The sequence below is a fragment of the Streptomyces sp. NPDC059524 genome (genome assembly GCF_042749255.1).
Taxonomy (GTDB): Bacteria; Actinomycetota; Actinomycetes; order Streptomycetales; family Streptomycetaceae; genus Streptomyces; species Streptomyces xanthii.
The window spans coordinates 37,508-57,077 of sequence record NZ_JBHYTK010000034.1 but is presented as its reverse complement, the minus strand read 5'-3'; the positions used below and the strand labels follow the sequence as shown (position 1 = coordinate 57,077).

The following is a 19,570-nucleotide window of genomic DNA, read 5'->3' as shown; positions in this document are numbered from 1 at the left end:
CGGGGGGGTTTTTTTGTGTGTGGGGGGGGGGGGGGGGGGGGGGCGGGGGCGGTGGGGGGCGCGGGCGCGACCAGCCCCCACCGGAGCCGCACCCGCCTACGAGACGGCACCCCGCAGACGCTCCGCGATCCAGTCCCCCACCACCGGCAGCCACCGCTCCCGCACATTGCCGAGCAGATGATCCCCGCCCGGCACCGACAGGTACTCCCCGTACGGCGCCGCCGCGGCGAGCCCCGCCCCGTTCTCGACCCCGGGGATCACATCGTCCGCACCGTCGACCACGAGCAGCGGCACCCCGATCCGCTTCGCCGCCTCCCGGAGGTCGACCCGGGCCACGAACTCCCGCCCGGCCCGCTCCGAACCGCTCCGCAGCGCCAGCGTCTCCCGCACGAACGGCACCGTGTCGTCCCACCCCGTCAGCCGGTACGGCCCGCTGACCGTGACCGCCGCCCCGATGCGCGGTTCGTGCGCGGCGCTCCAGGCCGCGTAGTAGCCCCCGAGGCTGAGCCCGACGACGGCGATTGGGACCGGGTCGCCCAGCCGGGCGTGCAGGGCGTCGACGACCCGTGCCATGACGTGGTGGTAGTCCGCGTCCACGGTGGTCGTCGCCGCCCGCACCCCCTGGCCCGGCCCGTCCATCGCGAAGACCGCGACCCCGCGCGCGAGCAGCGCGTCCGCCAGGTCGTGGAACTCCTCCTTGGACGAGTCGAGTCCCGGGACCACGACGGCCACGCCCCGCCCCGCGTGCGCGATCCCGCGCAGCCGGCCCGCGTAGGAGTCGTCCTCGATGCGTACGGCGTCCGGTTCGAGGAGGGCGAGCGCGCGGTCCATCGCCCGGTCCGCCTGCCGCGCGGCGTGCGCCGCCTCCTCGCGGTCGGGGTGCGGGAGCAGCACGGCGCAGTGGAACCAGCGGGCCGCCCGCCGGTACGCCTCCCCGGCCGAACGCAGCGCGCCGCCCGCCTCGAACCGCTCCCCGTCCGCGAGCTGCCGGCGCCCCTCGCCGATGAAGGCGCCGGGCCAGTCCATGAGGTCGGTGAGCCGGCTCGTGACGCGCTCGTACGCGTACGGGTCCAGGCCCGCGCCGTACGTCCGGGAGCGGTTCTGGGCGATGAAGTCGGCGAGGACGCCGGGCTGGCGGAAGAAGGGGGTCGGCATGGGTGCTCCGGATCTCGGCTCGGGTGTCTCGGGTGTCTCGGGTGTCTCGGGGGTGCTTACGGTGCTCAGGGGTGTCTTCGACGGGGTCAGGAGAGGGTGAGGACGGCGTTGCCGCGGATGCGGCGCTCCCGCAGGTCGACGAGGGTGGCGGCGGTGTCGGCCCAGTCCGTGACCCGGCCCAGCTCCGGGCGGAGCCGGCCGCCCGCGACGAGCCGCACCAGCGCGGCGAGGTCGTCGGCGAACGACTCGGGGAAGTCCATGTAGTGGAAGTGGCGCAGCGTCGCGGACTCGGGGCCCTTGAAGAAGTCGAAGAAGTCGAGCGTGACCGGGGTGCGGGAGGCCTGGCCGAACCAGATCAGCGTGCCGCCGCGGCGCAGGCGCGCGAGGGCGGCCGGCAGCGCGCCGCCCCCCGTCGACTCCAGGACCAGGTCGTACGGGCCCGTCGCCGCGGCCACGTCGTGGACGACCTGTTCCGCGCCCAACTCCAGGAGCCGCGCCCCGCGTTCGGGCGATCCGGTGACCGCGGTCAGGCGGGCCCCGGCGGCCGCCGCCAGTTCGGTGACGTAGTGCCCGACCCCGCCCGAGGCGCCGGTCAGCAGGATCCGGCGGCCGCCCACCGGGCCCGCTGCCCGCAGCAGCCGCAGCGCGGTCAGCCCGGCGAGGGGGAGGGCCGCCGCCCGCACGGAGTCCACGCCGTCGGGGAGCGCGGCGAGCGCCGACGTCGGCACCGCGGCGTACTCGGCCCAGCCGGCGCTCATCGGATGCCCGACGACGCGCCGCCCCGCCTCCGGCCCGCTGCCGTCGGCGGCCTGCTGCACGACGAGCCCGGCGACGTCCTTGCCGGGGAGCCAACTGGCCCCGGGCTCCTCCAGCTTGAAGGTCTCGCCCCGGTTCACGGAGTACGCCTCGACCTTGATCAGCGCCTCGTCGGGGCGCGGCCGGGGCTGCGGGCGCTCGGCGAGGACGACGTGCGGTGCGCCCGTGTGGGCCCGGCCGGTGGGTGCGTAGGCTCTCATGGGACCAGTGGACCCGGGGCGGGGCAGGACGGTCCAACAACCGTTGAGCGGGGGCGACAACCGGTGGTTGTTCCGTAGGGTGCCGGGTGTGAACGGTGTGGAGCGCGGCCCCGAACCCGAGTACGACCCGGACCTCGATCTCGCGCAGGTGCGGGCCTTCGCCGCCGTCGCCGACGAGCGGCACTTCGGGCGGGCCGCCGGACGGCTCGGGATCACCCAGCAGGCCCTGTCCAAGCGGGTCGCCCGGCTGGAGGGCGTCCTCGGGGTCCGGCTCTTCGAGCGGGGAGCCCAGGGGGTGGCGCCCACCGCCGAGGGCGCCCGGTTCCTCGAACCCGCCCGGCGGCTCCTCGACGCGGGCCGCGCCGCCGTCGAGGCCGCGCGCGGCGCCCCGCCCGGCCCGCTGCGCCTCGACGTCTGGGGGCATCTGTACGCACCCCTGCGCTCCGTCGCCGCGATGACCGAGGCCGCGCCCGGGCTCCGGGTGGAAGCGGGGGCGGGCCGGGACTACCCGTCCGTCGCCGAGGCGTTGGCGCGCGGCGACATCGACGCGGGCTTCGGCCGCGTGCACGCCCTGCCCGACGCGGGGCTGGTCCGGCGGCTGGTGCGGCTCGAACCCGTCGACGCCGTGCTCAGCGCCCGGCACCCGCTCGCCGCCGCCGACGCCCTCCGCCCCGTCGACCTGCGCCCGTACGTGCTGCGCTATCCCGCCGAGACCGTACGGCTCGACTTCCTGACCCGGTTCGCCGACCGGTTCGGCATCGAGGCGCGGCAGGGCGGGCCCAACCTCGGCCTCGACGCCTTCCTCGGCCGACTCCGCGAAGAGCCCGGCCAGTTCACCCTCTTCCCGGCCGACGTCCCGCTGCCCCGCGACCCGGGCCTGCGCGTCGTCCCGCTCGTCGAACCGACCCCGCTGTACGCCTGGTCCCTGGTGTGGCCCGCCGGGCGCGAGCACCCGGCGATCTCCGAACTGCTGCGGGCCTGCGCCGACTTGGCGGGCCGGCGCCGGTGGCTGGACCACGACCCGGCGCGGGACTGGCTGCCGGACCTCGATCAGCCCTGACCCTTCGCCTTCCCGAGCCGGGAGACCTCGACCGTGTCCGACGCCTGCGGCTGCGTCACCTGTACCGGCGCGCCCTGATCCGCGTACCGCGTCGTGAGGTCGGTGCGCCCGCCGGTGCGGGTGTGCTCGATCAGGCGCGGGGTGCCGCTCGCGGTGACGTACAAGGTGACGTGCGTCCCGCTGCCGTCCGTGCTCGTCCCGGTGAGGGGGACGACGCGGACGCCGTGCAGGGTGCGGGTCCCGCCCCGCTCCGTGATCGTCTCGTCCCGCGCGTCCGCGCGGAGCTGCGCGTGCAGGGCGTCCAGGTCGCACACGCTCGCGAGGTCCTTCAGCGTCGGGTCGGAGGCGGGGCCGGTGACGTAGCGGCCGTCGATCCGCTCGGCCAGGGCCCGGCCCGCGGCGCCCGGCACCCGGGCCCGCCACAGCGCGGCGTCCATCCGCAGCCACACCCGGTCGTCGCGGCGCAGGACGGAGGCCGAGCCGCGGGCACCGAACGTGACGGTGCCGCTGCAGTCGCCCTCCCGGTCCAGGGACAGATCCATCGCCGACGGAGCGGAACGGCCGGCACCCTCGGAACGGTCCGTGACGGTCACGTGCAGTGACGGGGCCGTCAGCAGATTCCGGCGCGCCTGCGCGGCGAGCGCGCCCGGTGCCGTGGCGCGGGGTGTGGAGGCGGCCGCCTTCGCGTCACGGTCACCCTCCGTGCCGTCGCCGCCACCGCCCGAGCGCGCGGTGGCCGCCAGCAGCGCGGCCGTGACCACGGCCAGGACCACGACCCAGGCCTGACCTGCCTTTCCCGCCTTCTCCGCGCCGGGCGCCTTCCCCTGTCCCTTGCCCTGAGTCTTCCCTTGGGCCTTGCCTCGGGTCTTGGCTCCGGTCTTCTTCTGCGCCTTTCCGCGGGCCTTCTTCTGCTGCGTCTTCATGCGCGCCGTCTTCAGTTGCGTACCCCTCCGGACAGAACGTTCCTCAGGGTACGTTTCGCCGCTTTCGGCGACGCGCGCGGTGACACAGCGCACTTTTGGCCATGGGTTGCGCATGCTTTGCCCACCCCCGGGCAGGGGCTTCCGACATCACCGCGGAGTGCGACTTCAGTGCGTACGAACGACCTGCGCGGTGCTGGGGGGAACTGATCTGGAACGGAAGGCGAAGCAGGACGTGTCAGCACAACACACCATCCATGTCGGCGGAGAATGGCGCGGCGCCGCCTCAGGGGCGACCCGCGAGATCCTCGACCCGGCGGATGCCAAGCCCTTCGCCGTGATCGCCGAAGGCGGCACCGAGGACGCGGACGCCGCGATCGAGGCCGCCCGCCGGGCCTTCGACGAGGGCCCCTGGCCGCACACCCCGGTCGCCGAGCGCGCCGCGCTGCTGCGCCGCACCGCCGACCTCCTCGTCCGCGACCGCGAGAAGATCGGCCTCCTGGAGAGCCGCGACGCGGGCAAGACCGTCGAGGAGGGCCGGATCGACGTCGACTGCGTCGCCGACGCCTTCCGCTACTTCGCCGACCTCGTCGTCGGCGAGGGAGCGGGCCGGGTCGTCGACGCCGGGTCCGACGAGATCCACAGCGTCGTCGTGCACGAGCCCGTCGGCGTCTGCTCGATGATCACCCCCTGGAACTACCCGCTGCTCCAGGCCAGCTGGAAGATCGCCCCGGCGCTCGCCGCGGGCAACACCTTCGTCATCAAGCCGAGCGAGATCACGCCGCTGACCACGGTCGTCCTCGTCGAGCTGCTGATCGAGGCGGGACTGCCCGAGGGCGTCGCCAACATCGTCACCGGCCCCGGCGCCACCGTCGGCGCCCGCCTGTCCGACCACCCCGGCGTCGACCTCGTCTCCTTCACCGGCGGCCTGGTCAGCGGCACCAAGGTCGCCCAGGCCGCGGCCGCCGACGTCAAGAAGGTCGCCCTGGAGCTCGGCGGCAAGAACCCCAACGTGGTCTTCGCCGACGCCTGCGAGACCGAGGACGGCTTCGACACCGCCGTCGACCAGGCGCTCAACGCCGCGTTCATCCACAGCGGCCAGGTCTGCTCCGCCGGCGCCCGCCTCATCGTCGAGGAGTCGGTGCGCGAGCGCTTCGTCACCGAACTCGCCCGCCGCGCCGGGAAGATCCGCCTCGGCCGCGGCACCGAGGACGGCGTCGAGTGCGGCCCCCTCGTCAGCGAGCAGCAGCGCGACAAGACCGAGTCCTACGTGGCCTCCGCCCTCGCCGAGGGCGCCGTGCTGCGCAGCGGAGGCAAGCGCCCCGAGCCCTCCGAGGTCCGGCCCGCGACCGGCTGGTTCTACGAGCCGACGGTGCTCGACCAGTGCCACCGCGAGATGCGGGTCGTGCGCGAGGAGACCTTCGGCCCGATCCTCACCGTGGAGACCTTCCGCACCGAGGACGAGGCCGTCGCCCTCGCGAACGACACCGAGTACGGGCTCGCCGGCGCCGTCTGGACCGCCGACGCGGGCCGCGCCCGCCGGGTCGCCGGCCGGCTCCGCCACGGCACCGTCTGGATCAACGACTTCCACCCCTACCTCCCGCAGGCGGAGTGGGGCGGATTCGGCAAGAGCGGCGTCGGGCGCGAACTCGGCCCCGCCGGACTCGCCGAGTACCGCGAGACCAAGCACGTGTACCAGAACCTGGCGCCCAAGCCGGTGCGGTGGTTCGCGGGCTGATCCCGGCCCCCGCTCTCGCCGGGGGCGCCGCGCGGCGCCCCCGGCCCTGAACGACGTACGTCCTCATTACGCGCAGAACCTTGCAGCGCCTAGGAGTTGAAGCATGTCTGAGAAGCCCGAACAGTCCGTGTACGACTACGTCGTGGTCGGTGGTGGCACCGCCGGATCGGTGATCGCCTCCCGCCTCACCGAGGACCCCGGCGTGACCGTCGCCGTCATCGAGGGCGGCCCCAGCGACATCGACCGCGACGACGTGCTGACCCTGCGCCGCTGGCTCGGCCTGCTCGGCGGAGACCTCGACTACGGCTACACCACGACCGAGCAGCCGCGCGGCAACTCGCACATCCTCCACAGCCGCGCCAAGGTGCTCGGCGGCTGCTCGTCGCACAACACCCTCATCTCCTTCAAGCCGCTGCCCGGCGACTGGGACGAGTGGGCCGCGGCCGGCGCCGAGGGCTGGGACCACAAGGCGATGGACCCGTACTTCACGAAGCTGCGCAACAACATCGTCCCCGTCGACGAGAAGGACCGGAACGCCATCGCCCGCGACTTCGTCGACGCGGCGCGGGCGGCGACCGGCGTACCGCGCGTCGAGGGCTTCAACAAGGGCCCGTTCAAGGACGGCGTCGGCTTCTTCGACCTCGCCTACCACCCCGAGAACAACAAGCGGTCCTCCGCCTCGGTGGCCTACCTCCACCCCCACATGGAGGCCGGCGACCGCCCCAACCTCACGCTGCTCCTCGAGACCTGGGCCTACAAGCTGGAGTTCGACGCCCCGTCGGCCTCGGGCGAGGGCCCCACCGCGCGCGGCGTGCGCGTGCGCGACAAGGACGGCGTCGAGACCCTGATATCCGCGCGGCACGAGGTCGTCGTCTGCGCCGGCGCCGTCGACACCCCGCGCCTGCTCATGCACTCGGGCATCGGCCCCAAGGCCGACCTGGAGAAGCTCGGCATCCCGGTCCTGCACGACCTGCCCGGCGTCGGCGAGAACCTGCTCGACCACCCGGAGTCGGTCATCGTCTGGGAGACGAACGGGCCGATCCCCGACAACAGCGCCATGGACAGCGACGCCGGACTCTTCATCCAGCGCGACCCGGACGCATCCGGCCCCGACCTGATGTTCCACTTCTACCAAATCCCGTTCACGGACAACCCGGAACGCCTCGGCTACGAGAAGCCCGAGCACGGGGTGTCCATGACGCCGAACATCCCCAAGCCGCGCAGCCGCGGCCGCGTCTACCTCACCAGCGCGGACCCCGAGGTCAAGCCCGCCCTCGACTTCCGGTACTTCACCGACGAGGACGACTACGACGGCCGCACCCTCGTCGACGGCATCAGGATCGCCCGCGAGATCGCGAAGACCGAACCGCTCGCCGGCTGGCTCAAGCGCGAGGTCTGCCCCGGCCCGGACGTCACCGGTGACGAGGAACTCAGCGAGTACGCCCGCAAGGTCGCCCACACCGTCTACCACCCCGCCGGCACCTGCCGCATGGGTGCCGCGGACGACCGACTCGCCGTCGTCGACCCCGAGTTGAAGATCCGCGGCCTGCAGTCCATCCGTATCGCCGACGCGTCCGTCTTCCCGACGATGCCCGCGGTGAACCCGATGATCGGAGTTCTCATGGTCGGGGAGAAGTGCGCCGAGCTGATGGGTGGTGGTGCCTGATGAACACGCAGACCATCGTCAAGGACCCCGCCCCCCGCGACAACGACGGACAGTCCGCGCAGCCGGACTCCGTCTTCGCCGTCCGCAACCTGTGGAAGGTCTTCGGACCCAAGCCCGAACGCGTCCCCGGCGACGCCGAACTCGCCGGCCTCGACGCCGCCGCGCTGCGCTCCCGCACCGGCTGCACCGCCGCCGTCCGCGACGTCTCCTTCGACGTGAAGCGCGGCGAGGTCTTCGTCGTCATGGGCCTGTCCGGCTCCGGCAAGTCCACCCTCGTCCGCTGCCTGACCCGGCTCATCGAGCCCACCTCCGGCAGCCTGTCCATCGATGGCGAGGACGTCCTCGCCATGGACAAGCAGCGGCTGCGCGCACTGCGCCGGCACCGCGCCGCCATGGTCTTCCAGCACTTCGGCCTGCTGCCGCACCGCACCGTCCTCGACAACGTGGCCTACGGCCTGGAGATCCAGGGCGTCTCCCGCGCCGAACGCCGGGCCAAGGCCGCCGAGGTCGTCGCCAAGGTCGGCCTCGAAGGACTCGAATCGCGCCGCCCCGGGCAGCTCTCGGGCGGCCAGCAGCAGCGCGTGGGCCTCGCCCGCGCCCTCGCCGTCGACCCCGAAGTCCTGCTGTTCGACGAGCCGTTCAGCGCGCTCGACCCGCTGATCCGGCGCGACATGCAGGAGGAGGTCGTGCGCCTGCACCGCGAGGAGGGCCGCACGATGGTCTTCATCACGCACGACCTCAACGAGGCGCTGCGCCTCGGCGACCGCATCGCCCTCATGCGCGACGGTCGCATCGTCCAGCTCGGCACTCCCGAGGAGATCGTCGGCGCCCCCGCCGACGACTACGTCCGCGAGTTCGTCCGCGACGTGCCGCGCGAGCAGGTCATGACCGTGCGCCGGGCGATGCGCCCCGCGGACAGCGACGAGGCCGGGCGCGGCCCCGCCATCGCCCCCGACGCGACCGTCTCCGAGGCCATCGAGGCCGTCGCCCGCTCCGGCTTCGCCGTGCGTGTGATGGACGAGGGGCGCTGTGTCGGAGTCGTCGACCACGAGCGGCTCATCGACGTCGTCGCCGGCACGGATTCCGCCCCGGCGGGGACCGGCTCCGGCTCCTCCGACGAGGCTTCCTCCGAGGTGGGTGACCGGGCCACGACGGGACGGGCCCCCGAGGGCGAGGAGGCGGTCTGATGGCGGCCGCCGTGACCACCGCCCCGTTCGAGAAGACCGGGGCGGGTCCCCTCGCGGGCCTGCGACGCCACCGCGCCCTCGGCAAGCTCCTGCTGCTCGCCGTCGTCGCGGCCGTCCTCGTACCGCTCGCGCACGCCCAGTGGTCCAGCGGCAGCTGGCCCCACGCCCTCACGGTCGACTTCTCCCAGCCGCTGACCGACGCCAGCACCTGGATCCTCGACCACCGCGACAGCCACCCGCTGTTCCTCTACTTCTTCGGCCACATCAGCAACGCCGTCATCGTCTCCGTACGCGCCGTCTACCTGGTGCTGCTCGCCGCCGGCTGGGCCGGAGTGACGGCCGCCGCCGGACTCGTCGCCTGGCGCGTCGCCGGCCTCCGGCTCGCCGCCGGCGCCGTCGCCGCGTTCCTGATCTGCGGCGTCCTCGGCATGTGGGTGCCGACCATGCAGACCCTCGCGCTGATGGTCGTCGCGGTCCTCGTCTCGGTGATCCTCGGCGCCCTGCTCGGCCTCGCCGCGGGCCTGAGCGACACCATGCACCGCGCCCTGCGCCCGGTCCTCGACACGATGCAGGTGCTTCCTGCCTACGCGTACCTGCTGCCCGTCGTCCTGATCTTCGGCATGGGCGTCCCCGCCGCGGTCCTCGCCACCGTCGTCTACGCCGCCCCGCCCATGGCCCGCCTCACCGCGCTCGGCCTGCGCTCCGCCGACGGCGGCGTCATGGAGGCCGTCGCCTCGCTCGGCGCCACCGCCCGCCAGCGGCTCCTCACCGCGCGCCTCCCGCTGGCCCGCAAGGAACTCCTGCTCGGCCTCAACCAGACGATCATGATGGCCCTCTCCATGGCCGTCATCGCCTCCGTCATCGGCGCGGGCGGCCTCGGCGACCGCGTCTACCAGGCGCTCGCCTCCGTCGACGTCGGCGCCGCACTCGCCGCCGGCATCCCGATCGTCCTGCTCGCCGTCGTCCTCGACCGCGTCACCGGCGCCGCCGGCGAACGCCTCGGCGCGGACGAACACGCCCCGGCCCCCTGGAAGTGGGGCGTCGTCGCGGCCGGCACCGTCCTCGTCGCGCTCGCCTCCCGCTTCGCCGACCGGCTCGACTGGCCCGACTCCTGGGTCGTGGGCATCGCCGCCCCCGTCAACGACGCCGTCGACTGGATGACCGACCACCTCTACAGCGGCGTCCCCTACATCGGCGGCACCGCCGACTGGGCCGCCCACTTCACCACCTGGATCCTCGACCCGCTCCGCTCGGGCCTGACCTGGCTGCCCTGGTGGTCCGTCCTGCTGATCGTCGCCGCGCTCGCCTGGCTCATCGGCACCTGGCGCACCGCCCTGACCGCCGTGCTCGCCATGGCCGCGATCGGCGTCCTCGGCGTCTGGAAGCCCTCGCTCGACACCCTGTCCCAGGTCCTCGCCGCCGTCGCGGTGACCCTGGTCCTCGGCTTCGCCATCGGCATCGCCGCGGCCCGCAGCTCCCGCCTCGAACGCCTTCTGCGGCCCGTCCTCGACGTCTTCCAGACCCTCCCGCAGTTCGTCTACCTCATCCCGGTCGTCGCCCTCTTCGGCGTCGGCCGCGCCCCCGCGGTCGCCGCGGCCGTCGTCTACGCGCTGCCCGCCGTCGTCCGCATCACCACCCAGGGCCTGCGCCAGGTCGACCCCGCCGCGATGGAATCGGCCCGCTCCATGGGCGCCACCACCGGCCAGCAACTGCGCCAGGTCCAGCTCCCGCTCGCCCGCCCGGCCCTGCTGCTCGCCGTCAACCAGGGCGTCGTCCTGGTCCTCGCCGTCGTCATCATCGGCGGCCTCGTCGGCGGCGGCGCCCTCGGCTACGACGTGATCGCGGGCCTCGCCCGGGGTGAACTCGCCACCGGCCTCGTCGCCGGCGCGGCGATCGTCTGCCTCGGCCTCATGCTCGACCGCGTCACCCAGCCGACGGAACGCCGCTCCACCGGAAAGGGGGCCTGAACCATGCGAGGCCCTTTCAGCAACCGCCCCTTCAGTAGCCGTCCCTCCAACAACCGACTCTTCGGCAACCGACTCTTCAGGAACCGACTCTTCCGCACGCGCCGTCGCAAGACGCTGGCGGCCGTCGCCGGGGCCGGCGCCCTGCTGGTGGTCACCGGCTGCGGCGCCGCCGACATGACCAAGCAGTCCTCCCCGTACGCCAACGCACACGGCGCCAAGACGGTGACCCTCTCCGTCCAGTCCTGGGTCGGCGCCCAGGCCAACGTCGCCGTCGCCCAGTACCTCCTGGAGCACGAGCTCGGCTACCGCGTCGACACCGTCCAGGTCGACGAGATCCCCGCCTGGGACGCCCTCAGCCAGGGCCGCGTCGACGCGATCCTGGAGGACTGGGGCCACCCCGACCAGGAGGCCCGCTACGTCAAGGACAAGAAGACGATCGTGAACGGCGGCGACCTCGGCGTCACCGGACACATCGGCTGGTTCGTCCCGACGTACTTCGCCAAGCAGCACCCCGACGTCACGAACTGGAAGAACCTCAACAAGTACGCCTCCCAGCTGAAGACCGCCGAGAGCGGCGGCAAGGGCCAGCTCCTGGACGGCTCCCCGTCCTACGTCACCAACGACAAGGCGCTGGTCAAGAACCTGAAGCTGAACTACCAGGTCGTCTTCTCCGGCTCCGAAGCCGCTCAGATCACCCAGATCAAGCAGTTCGCCAAGCAGAAGAAGCCCTTCCTGACGTACTGGTACCAGCCGCAGTGGCTCTTCAAGAAGGTGCCCATGACGGAGGTGAAGCTGCCGCCGTACAAGGACGGCTGCGACGCCGACCCGGACGCGATCACCTGCGCCTACCCGAAGACGCCGCTGCAGAAGTACCTCAACGCCGACTTCTCCAAGGACGGCGGCAAGGCCGCGGCCCTCCTGAAGAACTTCCGCTGGACGACTGAGGACCAGAACGAGGTCTCCCTCATGATCGCCGAGCAGAAGCTGACCCCGGAGCAGGCCGCCAAGAAGTGGGTCGACCGCCACCGCTCCACGTGGCAGGCCTGGCTCCCCAAGTAACCCCACATCCGGACCAACTCCCCGCCCCCCCGAGGCGTGGCCGCCCCACCGACGGGGCAGGTTCCTCATTGCCGGGTGCCCCTCCTGACGGGGGCACCCGGCGCCATCTTTCCTCCCGGGCATCTCGTCCATCGGGAGCGGCGCTGGGTGCGGCGTTGGGAGCGCCACCGGGAGCGGCGCCCGTACTGGTGCCGACACCCAACCGGCACCGGCATTGGTGCCAATGTGCCGCTCAGCGGAGCTGGTCCGCGATCTCCCGCAGCGCCGCGGTCGCCCTGCGCTGCAGGCCCGGCCCGAACGTGATCCGCGTCGCCCCCAACTCGCCCCACTCCCGCAGCGAAGGCCCACCCGGCGGCGCCCCCACGTTCACCGGCCCCTCGATCCCGGCCCGCAGCCGCGGCAGCACCTCGGCCGGCGCACCGATCGGATACACGCAGTCCGCCCCGGCATCGACGTACAAGCGGGCCCGCTCGATGGCCTCCCCGACCGGATCCGCCGCACCCCGGATGAACGTGTCGATGCGCGCGTTCAGCACGACCTCCTCACCGGCCACCGCCCGCACCTCGGCCAGCCAGTCCGCGTGCCGCGCCGCATCCTTGAGCCCCGCACCGACCCGGCCACCGGCACTGGCACCGGCACCTGCGCCATCCCCCGAACCACCGTCCGCCGGCGCCGAGTCCTCCAGGTTGCAGCCGACCGCCCCCGTCGCGAGCAGCCGCTCCACCAGCTCCTTCGGCGCCATCCCGTACCCGCCCTCGATGTCCGCCGACACCGGGACCGACACCGACCGTACGATCCGGGCCACCGCCGCGAACATCTCCTCCGCCGGCGTCCGCCCGTCCTCGTACCCGAGCGACACCGCGACCCCCGCGCTCGGCGTCGCCAGGGCAGGGAACCCCGCTTCCTCGAAGACCCGCGCACTGGCCGCGTCCCACGGCCCGGGCAGCACGAGCGGATCGGCGGGGGAGCGCCCGTGATGCAGCGCGCGGAACGTCTCGACGGCACTCACCAGGCCGGCCCTCCAGGCTCGATACGCCGGCTGACCATCAGCCGGTTCCAACTGTTGATGACCGTGATCACCCCGAGAAGATGAGCGAGTTCGGCCTCGTCGAAATACTTCGCGGCCTGCTCGAACACGTCGTCCGGCACGAACCCGTCCGTCAGCACCGTCACCGCCTCGGTCAGCGCCAGGGCCGCCCGCTCCCGCTCGCTGTAGAGCTCGCCGGCCTCCCGCCACGCGCTCAGCAACGCGATCCGCTCGGCCCCCTCCCCGTTCTTCTCCACCGCGACATCGACGTGCATGTCCAGGCAGAACGCGCACGCGTTGATCTGCGACGCCCGGATCATCACCAACTCGGCGAGCACGGGATCCCCGAGCCCCTTCTTCGCCGCCGCCCCCAAGGCCACCATCGCGTCCCGCACCTGCGGCGCCAACACGGTGGTGCGAGCCGTCACTTGGCGGCCGCCGGCTTGTAGTGCCCCGCGACCATCCGCGTCGACACCCCGAACCGGTTCCAGGCGTTGATCGTCGTGATCGCCGCGATCAACTGCGCCAGCTCCTCCTCCCCGTACAGCCGCGCCGCCTCCTCGTACACGTCGTCCGGCACGAACCCGTCCGTCAGCACCGTGATCGCCTCCGTCAGCGCGAGCGCCGCCACCTCCTTCGCCGTGTAGAAGTGCTTCGACTCCTCCCACGCGCTGAGCTGCACGATCCGCTCCACGCTCTCCCCGGCGGCCAGCGCGTCCTTGCTGTGCATGTCGACACAGAACGCGCAATGGTTGATCTGCGACGCCCGGATCTTGACCAGCTCGTACGTCACCGGATCCAGCCCCTTACGGGCTGCCGCGTCCAGCCGGACCATCGCCTTGTAGACCTCCGGCGCATGCCGCGCCCAGTCCAGCCGCGGGCTGTGCTCGTGCACCAGGGCGCGACCCGCCCCCGCGTCGGCCCCGCCGCCACCGTCCCGCGCCGCACTGCTCTCGCCGGCCTCGTTCATCCCGTTCACCTGGTCCGTCTCGCTCGTGGTCATGCCACGACCCTACGAACGCATTAGCCCAGGGGTATGGTCCATTTCCATGGAGGATTCCTGGGCCACTTCGGCCTCCCGGCAGGCACTCGGCATCGACCTGCACATCGAGCCCACGGGCTCCGGCCTGCGCCGCGGCCTCACCGACGCGCTCCGCGAAGCCGTCCGCAGCGGCCGCCTCGCCCCCGGCACCCGCCTGCCGTCCTCCCGCACCCTCGCCGTCGACCTCGGCATCGCCCGCAACACCGTCGCCGACTCCTACACCGACCTTGTGGCCGAAGGCTGGCTCACCGCCCGCCAGGGCTCCGGCACCCGCGTCGCCGAACGCCCCGTGGAAGCCCCCCGCCCACCCCGCGCCCCCGCCCGCCGCACCCCGGGCCCCCCGCGCCACAACCTCGACCCCGGCAGCCCCGACCTCGCCTCCTTCCCCCGAGCCGAATGGCTCAAGGCGGCCCGCCGCGCCCTGACCGCCGCCCCGAACGACGCCCTCGGCTACGGCGACCCCCGCGGCCGCCCCGAACTCCGCACCGCCCTCGCCGGCTACCTCGCCCGCGCCCGCGGCGTCCACGCCGACCCCGACCGCATCGTCATCTGCGCCGGCTTCGTCCACGGCCTACGGCTCCTCGGTGAAGTCCTCCACCGCCGGGGCGTCCGGGACGTCGCCGTGGAGAGCTACGGCCTCGACGCCCACTGGGACATCCTCACCCGCACGTCCCTCCGCACCCACCCCCTCCCGCTGGACGAACTCGGCACGAACACCGCCGAGTTGGACGCCCACCCCGGTCTTCCCTCTCCCGCCCGCCACGCCCCTGCGCCCGCGCCTGCCGGCACCCCGGCCCCCTCCCGGCGCTCCACCTCCCCCTCGCTCCTCCCGGCCGTGGGCGCTGTTCTGCTGACTCCCGCCCACCAGTTCCCCATCGGCGTCCCCCTCCACCCGGACCGACGCGCCGCCGTCGTCGACTGGGCCCGCCGCACAGGCGCCCTGATCCTCGAGGACGACTACGACGGCGAGTTCCGCTACGACCGGCAGCCCGTCGGCGCCCTCCAGGGCCTGGACCCCGACCGCGTCGTCTACCTCGGCACCGCGAGCAAGTCCCTGGCCCCGGGCCTGCGCCTCGGCTGGATGGTGCTGCCCGAGTCCGTCACCCAGGAGGTCGCCGAGGCGAAGGGCCCCAGCGACTGGTCCTGCGGCGTCCTCGACCAGCTCACCCTCGCCGAGTTCCTGAACTCCGGCGCCTACGACCGCCACCTGCGCAGCGCCCGCCTCCGCTATCGCCGCCGCCGCGACCAACTCGTCGAAGCCCTCGCGGAACGCGCGCCCACCGTCCACGCCACCGGAATCGCCGCCGGCCTCCACGCCGTCCTCCAACTCCCGCCCGGCACCGAACAGTCCGTGGTCCGTGCCGCCGCCTGGCAGAGCCTCGGAGTCACCGGCCTCTCCACCTACCGCCACCCCCACGCCGCCCCGTCCGTACCTCGCCCCGACGCCCTGGTGGTCGGCTACGGAACCCCCGCCGACCACGCCTGGTCCGGTGCCCTCGACGCCCTGTGCAGGGTGCTGCCGTAGACGCCGGACCCAGCACCAGGCCAGACCTAAGCCGGAGCCGGAGCCGGAGCCGGGGCTGGAGCCGGGGCCGGAGCCACAGCCGGCGCTGGACTGGAGCCGGGCGACCGAGGCGGCAGCGCTCAGTCCCTCACCCGCACCGGATCCACCTCCTCGACTCCCGGCGCCTCCCCGAACCGCGCCAGCGCGAGCGCCCCTGCCACCGCCACCACGAACCCCGTCACCGCCAGCCACTCCAGCCCGGGCCGCGTCCGATCGCCCAGCCACACCACACCCACCAACGCGGGCCCCACCGTCTCCCCGACGACCATCCCGGCCGTGGCCACCGTCACCGAGCCCCGCTGGAGCGCCGACGTCAGCAGCAGGAACGCCGCACCCCCGCCCACCAGCAGCGCGTACAGCGCCGGATTGGCCAGCAATGCTCCCGGCGACAGTTCATCAATGAGCCGCACGCTCACCTCGACCACCCCGAACCCGAAGCCCGCCCCCAACCCCAACGCGAGCGCCCGCCCCCGCCCCGGCAGTCGGCCCGCCACCGCCCCGAGCCCCAGAACGCCCACCGCCACCCCGAGCATGGCGAACCGCAGCGCGTCCGAACCGGCCTGATCGCCCTCCGCACCCGACGCCAGACCCAACATCGCGAGCCCCGCGCACACGGCCCCGACCGCACCCCACTCCGCCCCGCTCAACCGCACCCGCAGCAACCGGGCCGCCACGACGGCCGTGACGGCCAAGCTCGCGGCCAGCGCCGCGCCGACTGCGTAGATGGGCAGCGACCGCAGCGCCACGACCTGCAGCACGAACCCGAGGCCGTCGAGGGCGAGTCCCGCCAGATACCGCCACTGCCGCAACGCCCGTACCAGGAGCGCCGGATCGACTCCCGACCCCGTCCCCGGTGCCGTGGCCCGCGCCGCCATCGCCTGAAGCACGGACGCTGTCCCGAAGCACAACGCGGAACCCAGCGCACAAATCATTCCAATAGGCACGGAGCGACCCTAGAGGAACGATGCGGACCCCACCCTCGGAGCCATGGTGCGGACCACCGACGTGTTCTTCTACGCTGGCCGCCGACAATCACCGACCGTGGCGAACTGAGCCGTGAATTCAGTGCGCCGCATCATGCGGGCGCCGGCCTTCAGCACTCGGACGGCGCCGGTGGAACGGGGGAGCTCAACCAATGGCGGAGAACAGACGACGACTGCGGTCCAGCACGGTCGTGCTCGGCGGCATGGGCGTGCTCGCGACAGCCCTGACCTCGTGCGGATCCGAGCCGGACCGGCGCTGCGTCGACCGCGACAGCTACGACGTGGTCAACGGCTACAAGGTCGTCAGCGACCAGTACTGCAAGTCCGGTTCGAGCTCGGCCGGCAAGGGACGCAAGACCGGAACGGGCGGCAGCGCTAGCGGCACCAGCCGCGGCAGCCGGGTCGACGGCGACTGGTACTACGACGCCGACGTCAGCGGCCGGTACGCCGACTACGGCACCTTCAGCCGCAGCGAGGCCGTCGACCGGGGCGGCTTCGGCTGCTCGGGCTCCGGCTCCGGAGGCGGCTGATCCCACCATGGAACGCCACACGACAGAACCCCGCGACGGTTGGCAGCAGACCGTCGAGGAGCAGGGGCTCATCTACCCCCTGACCCGCTATCCGGACGACTCCCTGCGCCCGTACTGGGACGAGAGCGCCTACTACGCGTTCTCGTTGCCCGAGGTCGAGGCGCTGGAGGAGGTCGTCGAGGAACTCCACGAGATGTGCCTGGCCGCGGCCGAGCACCTCGTCAGCCAGGACCGCCTCGCCGACCTCGGCATCACGGACCCCCGCCTGGCCGACCTGGTCCGCGAGTCCTGGCGCCGGCGCGACGAACTGCCCTCCGTCTACGGGCGGTTCGACCTCCACTACGACAGTCGCACCGGGGCCCCGGCGAAACTGCTGGAGTACAACGCCGACACCCCCACCTCCCTCATCGAGGCCGCGGGCCCGCAGTGGTTCTGGATGGAGGAGCGCTTCCCGGGCGCCGACCAGTGGAACTCCCTTCACGAACGACTCGTCGAAGCCTGGAAGAAGCAGGCCGCCCTCCTCCCGCCCGGCAGCCCCCTGTACTTCGCGCACTCCGCCGCCGATGAACTCGGCGAGGACCTCATGACCGTGGCGTACCTCCGCGAGACCGCCGAACAGGCCGGCCTGGACACGGAAGCGATCTCTGTCGAGGACATCGGCTGGGACCGGCTGTCACGCCGCTTCGTGGACAAGAAGCTCCGCTTCATCCGCAGCTGCTTCAAGCTCTACCCCTGGGAGTGGCTCACCACGGACCGGTTCGCCCCACACGTCCTCGACACGCTCGACAACGGCGGCGGCACCGGCACCACCCTCTGGATCGAACCCGCCTGGAAGATGCTCCTCTCCAACAAGGCACTCCTCGCCGTGCTCTGGGAACTCTTCCCCGGCCACCCGAACCTTCTGCCGGCCTACCTGGACGGGCCCCGAGAACTCGCCGACACCACCGGCTACGTGACCAAGCCGCTCCTCGGGCGCGAAGGAGCGGGCGTCACCCTCCACGAAGCCGGCGCACAGGATCCGGCTCCAAAGCCGAACGACGAGGCCTGCTGCTACCAGGAGCTGATGCCCCTGCCCGACTTCGACGGCAACCGTGTCGTCCTCGGCGCCTGGGTCGTCGAGAACGAATCGGCCGGCCTCGGAATCCGCGAGTCCGCGGGCCTGGTCACGGACGAGTACGCCCGCTTCCTGCCCCACGTCATCCTCTAGCCGCCGACCGGACCGGAGGGGCTCGCCGGCCCGCCCGACGCGAGGGCGGGCCGGGACTTCTGCACTCTTCAGTTGTCAAGGAACGACGGATCTCTCCGGGCGCCGCCGATCACGCGCCGAGTACCGCACGGAGCTGGTCGAGCCCCCAGTCCAGGTCCTCCTTACTGATCACCAGGGGCGGGGCGATCCGGATCGTGGAGCCGTGGGTGTCCTTCACCAGGACGCCCCGGTCCATCAACTTCTCCGAGATCTCCCGGCCCGTCCCGTGCGACGGATCGATGTCGACACCCGCCCAGAGCCCGCGCCCGCGCACCTGCGCCACCTTGCCCGCCCCGGCCAGCAGGCCCAGCTCCGCGTGCAGGTGGTCCCCGAGTTCCGCGGCCCGCTTCTGGAACTCCCCGGTCCGCAGCATCGCGATCACCTCCAGCGCGACCGCGCAGGCCAGCGGATTCCCGCCGAACGTCGACCCGTGCTCGCCCGGCCGGAAGACACCCAGCACCTCCTCGCTCGACACGACCGCCGACACCGGGACCACACCGCCGCCGAGCGCCTTGCCCAGCACGTAGACGTCGGGCACCACGCCCTCGTGCTCACAGGCGAACGTCCGGCCCGTGCGGCCCAGCCCGGACTGGATCTCGTCCGCCATGAACAGCACGTTCCGCTCGCGCGTCAGCTCCCGGACCCCGGTGAGATAGCCGGGCGGTGGGACCAGGACGCCGGCCTCCCCCTGGATCGGCTCCAGCAGCACCGCCACGGTGTCCTCCGTCACCGCGTCCCGCAGAGCCGCCAGATCCCCGTAGGGCACGATGTCGAACCCCGGCGTGTACGGACCGAAGTCGGCCCGCGCCTCCGGATCCGTGGAGAAGCTGACGATCGTCGTCGTCCGCCCGTGGAAGTTGTCGCTCGCGACCACGATCCGGGCCCGGCCGTCCGGCACGCCCTTCACCCGGTACCCCCACTTGCGGGCGGTCTTCACCGCCGTCTCGACCGCCTCCGCGCCCGTGTTCATCGGCAGCACCATCTCCATGCCGCACAACTCAGCGAGCTCCGTGCAGAAGTCCGCGAACCGGTCGTGATGGAACGCCCGGGAGGTCAGCGTGACCCGCTCCAGCTGGGCCTTCGCCGCCTCGATCAGCCGGCGGTTCCCGTGCCCGAAATTGAGCGCCGAGTATCCGGCGAGCATGTCGAGGTAGCGGCGCCCCTCGACATCCGTCATCCAGGCCCCGTCCGCCGTGGCGACGACGACCGGCAGCGGGTGGTAGTTGTGCGCGCTGTGGGCGTCCGAGGAGCTGATGTAGCTCTCCGTGGCGGCCCGCGCGTCTTCAGCGGGGGGAGGAGTCACAGAAGTCACGGGATCTCCGTTCTGACGGCACTGAAAGCCTTTCGGCTGATACGGCGCGAGACGGGTGTGTGGCCCCTTCCTATCGTCGCTCGCATGGTGGACGTGGA

Annotated in this window: 17 protein-coding genes; 9 read left to right on the top strand and 8 right to left on the bottom strand. The window is 72.8% G+C overall.

Annotation, left to right across the window (positions count from 1 at the left end; translation table 11 throughout):
- Positions 1–96: 96 nt before the first annotated feature.
- On the bottom strand, positions 97–1,155 hold the full coding sequence (locus ACFW9D_RS12935) for an alpha/beta hydrolase family protein (RefSeq protein WP_384621096.1): 1,059 nt from the start codon (positions 1,153–1,155) through the stop codon (positions 97–99).
- Between the two features lie 86 nt (positions 1,156–1,241).
- Positions 1,242–2,171, bottom strand: coding sequence for a zinc-binding dehydrogenase (locus ACFW9D_RS12930; RefSeq protein ID WP_384621094.1), 930 nt, complete (start codon positions 2,169–2,171; stop codon positions 1,242–1,244).
- An 88-nt stretch (positions 2,172–2,259) separates the two neighbouring features.
- Between ACFW9D_RS12930 and ACFW9D_RS12925 the strand changes: the two genes are divergently transcribed.
- A complete protein-coding gene (locus tag ACFW9D_RS12925; protein ID WP_384621092.1) occupies positions 2,260–3,231 on the top strand; it encodes a LysR family transcriptional regulator in 972 nt (323 codons plus the stop codon).
- Here the strand turns inward: ACFW9D_RS12925 and ACFW9D_RS12920 are convergent.
- Positions 3,222–4,154 (bottom strand): hypothetical protein, encoded by a 933-nt coding sequence (locus ACFW9D_RS12920; RefSeq protein ID WP_384621089.1) that lies wholly within the window; start codon positions 4,152–4,154, stop codon positions 3,222–3,224. The two genes, ACFW9D_RS12925 and ACFW9D_RS12920, sit on opposite strands and share 10 nt — an antisense overlap.
- Positions 4,155–4,386: 232 nt before the next feature.
- On the opposite strand from ACFW9D_RS12920, the gene ACFW9D_RS12915 reads away from it, so the two are divergent.
- The 5 genes from ACFW9D_RS12915 (at position 4,387) to ACFW9D_RS12895 (ending at position 11,768) form a co-directional block, all read left to right on the top strand.
- Positions 4,387–5,889: an aldehyde dehydrogenase family protein gene (locus ACFW9D_RS12915; RefSeq protein WP_223205982.1), complete on the top strand. Its 1,503-nt coding sequence runs from the start codon at positions 4,387–4,389 to the stop codon at positions 5,887–5,889.
- Positions 5,890–5,992: 103 nt separating this feature from the next.
- Complete coding sequence (locus ACFW9D_RS12910; protein ID WP_384621086.1) at positions 5,993–7,555, top strand: GMC family oxidoreductase; 1,563 nt, start codon at positions 5,993–5,995, stop codon at positions 7,553–7,555.
- Positions 7,555–8,742: a glycine betaine/L-proline ABC transporter ATP-binding protein gene (locus ACFW9D_RS12905; RefSeq protein ID WP_384621085.1), complete on the top strand. Its 1,188-nt coding sequence runs from the start codon at positions 7,555–7,557 to the stop codon at positions 8,740–8,742. The genes ACFW9D_RS12910 and ACFW9D_RS12905 overlap by 1 nt, the downstream gene beginning before the upstream one ends.
- On the top strand, positions 8,742–10,709 hold the full coding sequence (locus ACFW9D_RS12900) for an ABC transporter permease (RefSeq protein ID WP_384621083.1): 1,968 nt from the start codon (positions 8,742–8,744) through the stop codon (positions 10,707–10,709). The genes ACFW9D_RS12905 and ACFW9D_RS12900 overlap by 1 nt, the downstream gene beginning before the upstream one ends.
- Positions 10,710–10,883: 174 nt before the next feature.
- Positions 10,884–11,768: an ABC transporter substrate-binding protein gene (locus tag ACFW9D_RS12895; RefSeq protein WP_223206397.1), complete on the top strand. Its 885-nt coding sequence runs from the start codon at positions 10,884–10,886 to the stop codon at positions 11,766–11,768.
- 232 nt (positions 11,769–12,000) lie between these two features.
- Here ACFW9D_RS12895 and ACFW9D_RS12890 read toward each other — a convergent pair whose 3' ends face one another.
- The 3 genes from ACFW9D_RS12890 to ACFW9D_RS12880 are packed head-to-tail and all read right to left on the bottom strand — an operon-like array spanning position 12,001 to position 13,798.
- Positions 12,001–12,777 (bottom strand): isocitrate lyase/phosphoenolpyruvate mutase family protein, encoded by a 777-nt coding sequence (locus tag ACFW9D_RS12890; protein ID WP_384621080.1) that lies wholly within the window; start codon positions 12,775–12,777, stop codon positions 12,001–12,003.
- The gene (locus ACFW9D_RS12885) at positions 12,774–13,223 is read right to left on the bottom strand and encodes a carboxymuconolactone decarboxylase family protein (protein WP_384621078.1); all 450 of its coding nucleotides are present in this window, start codon (positions 13,221–13,223) and stop codon (positions 12,774–12,776) included. Before ACFW9D_RS12885 ends, ACFW9D_RS12890 begins: the two co-directional genes overlap by 4 nt.
- Positions 13,220–13,798, bottom strand: a complete 579-nt coding sequence (locus tag ACFW9D_RS12880; protein ID WP_384621075.1) for a carboxymuconolactone decarboxylase family protein — start codon at positions 13,796–13,798, stop codon at positions 13,220–13,222. The genes ACFW9D_RS12885 and ACFW9D_RS12880 overlap by 4 nt, the downstream gene beginning before the upstream one ends.
- 46 nt (positions 13,799–13,844) lie before the next feature.
- On the opposite strand from ACFW9D_RS12880, the gene ACFW9D_RS12875 reads away from it, so the two are divergent.
- Positions 13,845–15,362 (top strand): PLP-dependent aminotransferase family protein, encoded by a 1,518-nt coding sequence (locus tag ACFW9D_RS12875; RefSeq protein WP_384621072.1) that lies wholly within the window; start codon positions 13,845–13,847, stop codon positions 15,360–15,362.
- A 119-nt stretch (positions 15,363–15,481) separates the two neighbouring features.
- Here ACFW9D_RS12875 and ACFW9D_RS12870 read toward each other — a convergent pair whose 3' ends face one another.
- The gene (locus ACFW9D_RS12870; RefSeq protein WP_384621109.1) at positions 15,482–16,333 is read right to left on the bottom strand and encodes a hypothetical protein; all 852 of its coding nucleotides are present in this window, start codon (positions 16,331–16,333) and stop codon (positions 15,482–15,484) included.
- Between the two features lie 203 nt (positions 16,334–16,536).
- On the opposite strand from ACFW9D_RS12870, the gene ACFW9D_RS12865 reads away from it, so the two are divergent.
- Positions 16,537–16,914 (top strand): hypothetical protein, encoded by a 378-nt coding sequence (locus tag ACFW9D_RS12865; protein ID WP_188337276.1) that lies wholly within the window; start codon positions 16,537–16,539, stop codon positions 16,912–16,914.
- Positions 16,915–16,921: 7 nt separating this feature from the next.
- On the top strand, positions 16,922–18,121 hold the full coding sequence (locus tag ACFW9D_RS12860; protein WP_384621070.1) for a glutathionylspermidine synthase family protein: 1,200 nt from the start codon (positions 16,922–16,924) through the stop codon (positions 18,119–18,121).
- A gap of 109 nt (positions 18,122–18,230) precedes the next feature.
- Here ACFW9D_RS12860 and rocD read toward each other — a convergent pair whose 3' ends face one another.
- The gene (gene rocD, locus ACFW9D_RS12855; protein ID WP_384621107.1) at positions 18,231–19,463 is read right to left on the bottom strand and encodes an ornithine--oxo-acid transaminase; all 1,233 of its coding nucleotides are present in this window, start codon (positions 19,461–19,463) and stop codon (positions 18,231–18,233) included.
- Positions 19,464–19,570 lie beyond the last annotated feature (107 nt).

What these genes read in the sequence shown, in the direction of transcription:
- ACFW9D_RS12935 (WP_384621096.1), bottom strand. Translation starts at nt 1,155, where the DNA reads ATGCCGACCCCCTTCTTCCGCCAGCCCGGCGTCCTCGCCGACTTCATC.
- ACFW9D_RS12930 (WP_384621094.1), bottom strand. Translation starts at nt 2,171, where the DNA reads ATGAGAGCCTACGCACCCACCGGCCGGGCCCACACGGGCGCACCGCAC.
- ACFW9D_RS12920 (WP_384621089.1), bottom strand. Translation starts at nt 4,154, where the DNA reads ATGAAGACGCAGCAGAAGAAGGCCCGCGGAAAGGCGCAGAAGAAGACC.
- ACFW9D_RS12910 (WP_384621086.1), top strand. Translation starts at nt 5,993, where the DNA reads ATGTCTGAGAAGCCCGAACAGTCCGTGTACGACTACGTCGTGGTCGGT.
- ACFW9D_RS12905 (WP_384621085.1), top strand. Translation starts at nt 7,555, where the DNA reads ATGAACACGCAGACCATCGTCAAGGACCCCGCCCCCCGCGACAACGAC.
- ACFW9D_RS12900 (WP_384621083.1), top strand. Translation starts at nt 8,742, where the DNA reads ATGGCGGCCGCCGTGACCACCGCCCCGTTCGAGAAGACCGGGGCGGGT.
- ACFW9D_RS12895 (WP_223206397.1), top strand. Translation starts at nt 10,884, where the DNA reads ATGACCAAGCAGTCCTCCCCGTACGCCAACGCACACGGCGCCAAGACG.
- ACFW9D_RS12880 (WP_384621075.1), bottom strand. Translation starts at nt 13,798, where the DNA reads ATGACCACGAGCGAGACGGACCAGGTGAACGGGATGAACGAGGCCGGC.
- ACFW9D_RS12875 (WP_384621072.1), top strand. Translation starts at nt 13,845, where the DNA reads ATGGAGGATTCCTGGGCCACTTCGGCCTCCCGGCAGGCACTCGGCATC.
- ACFW9D_RS12870 (WP_384621109.1), bottom strand. Translation starts at nt 16,333, where the DNA reads ATGATTTGTGCGCTGGGTTCCGCGTTGTGCTTCGGGACAGCGTCCGTG.
- ACFW9D_RS12865 (WP_188337276.1), top strand. Translation starts at nt 16,537, where the DNA reads ATGGCGGAGAACAGACGACGACTGCGGTCCAGCACGGTCGTGCTCGGC.
- ACFW9D_RS12860 (WP_384621070.1), top strand. Translation starts at nt 16,922, where the DNA reads ATGGAACGCCACACGACAGAACCCCGCGACGGTTGGCAGCAGACCGTC.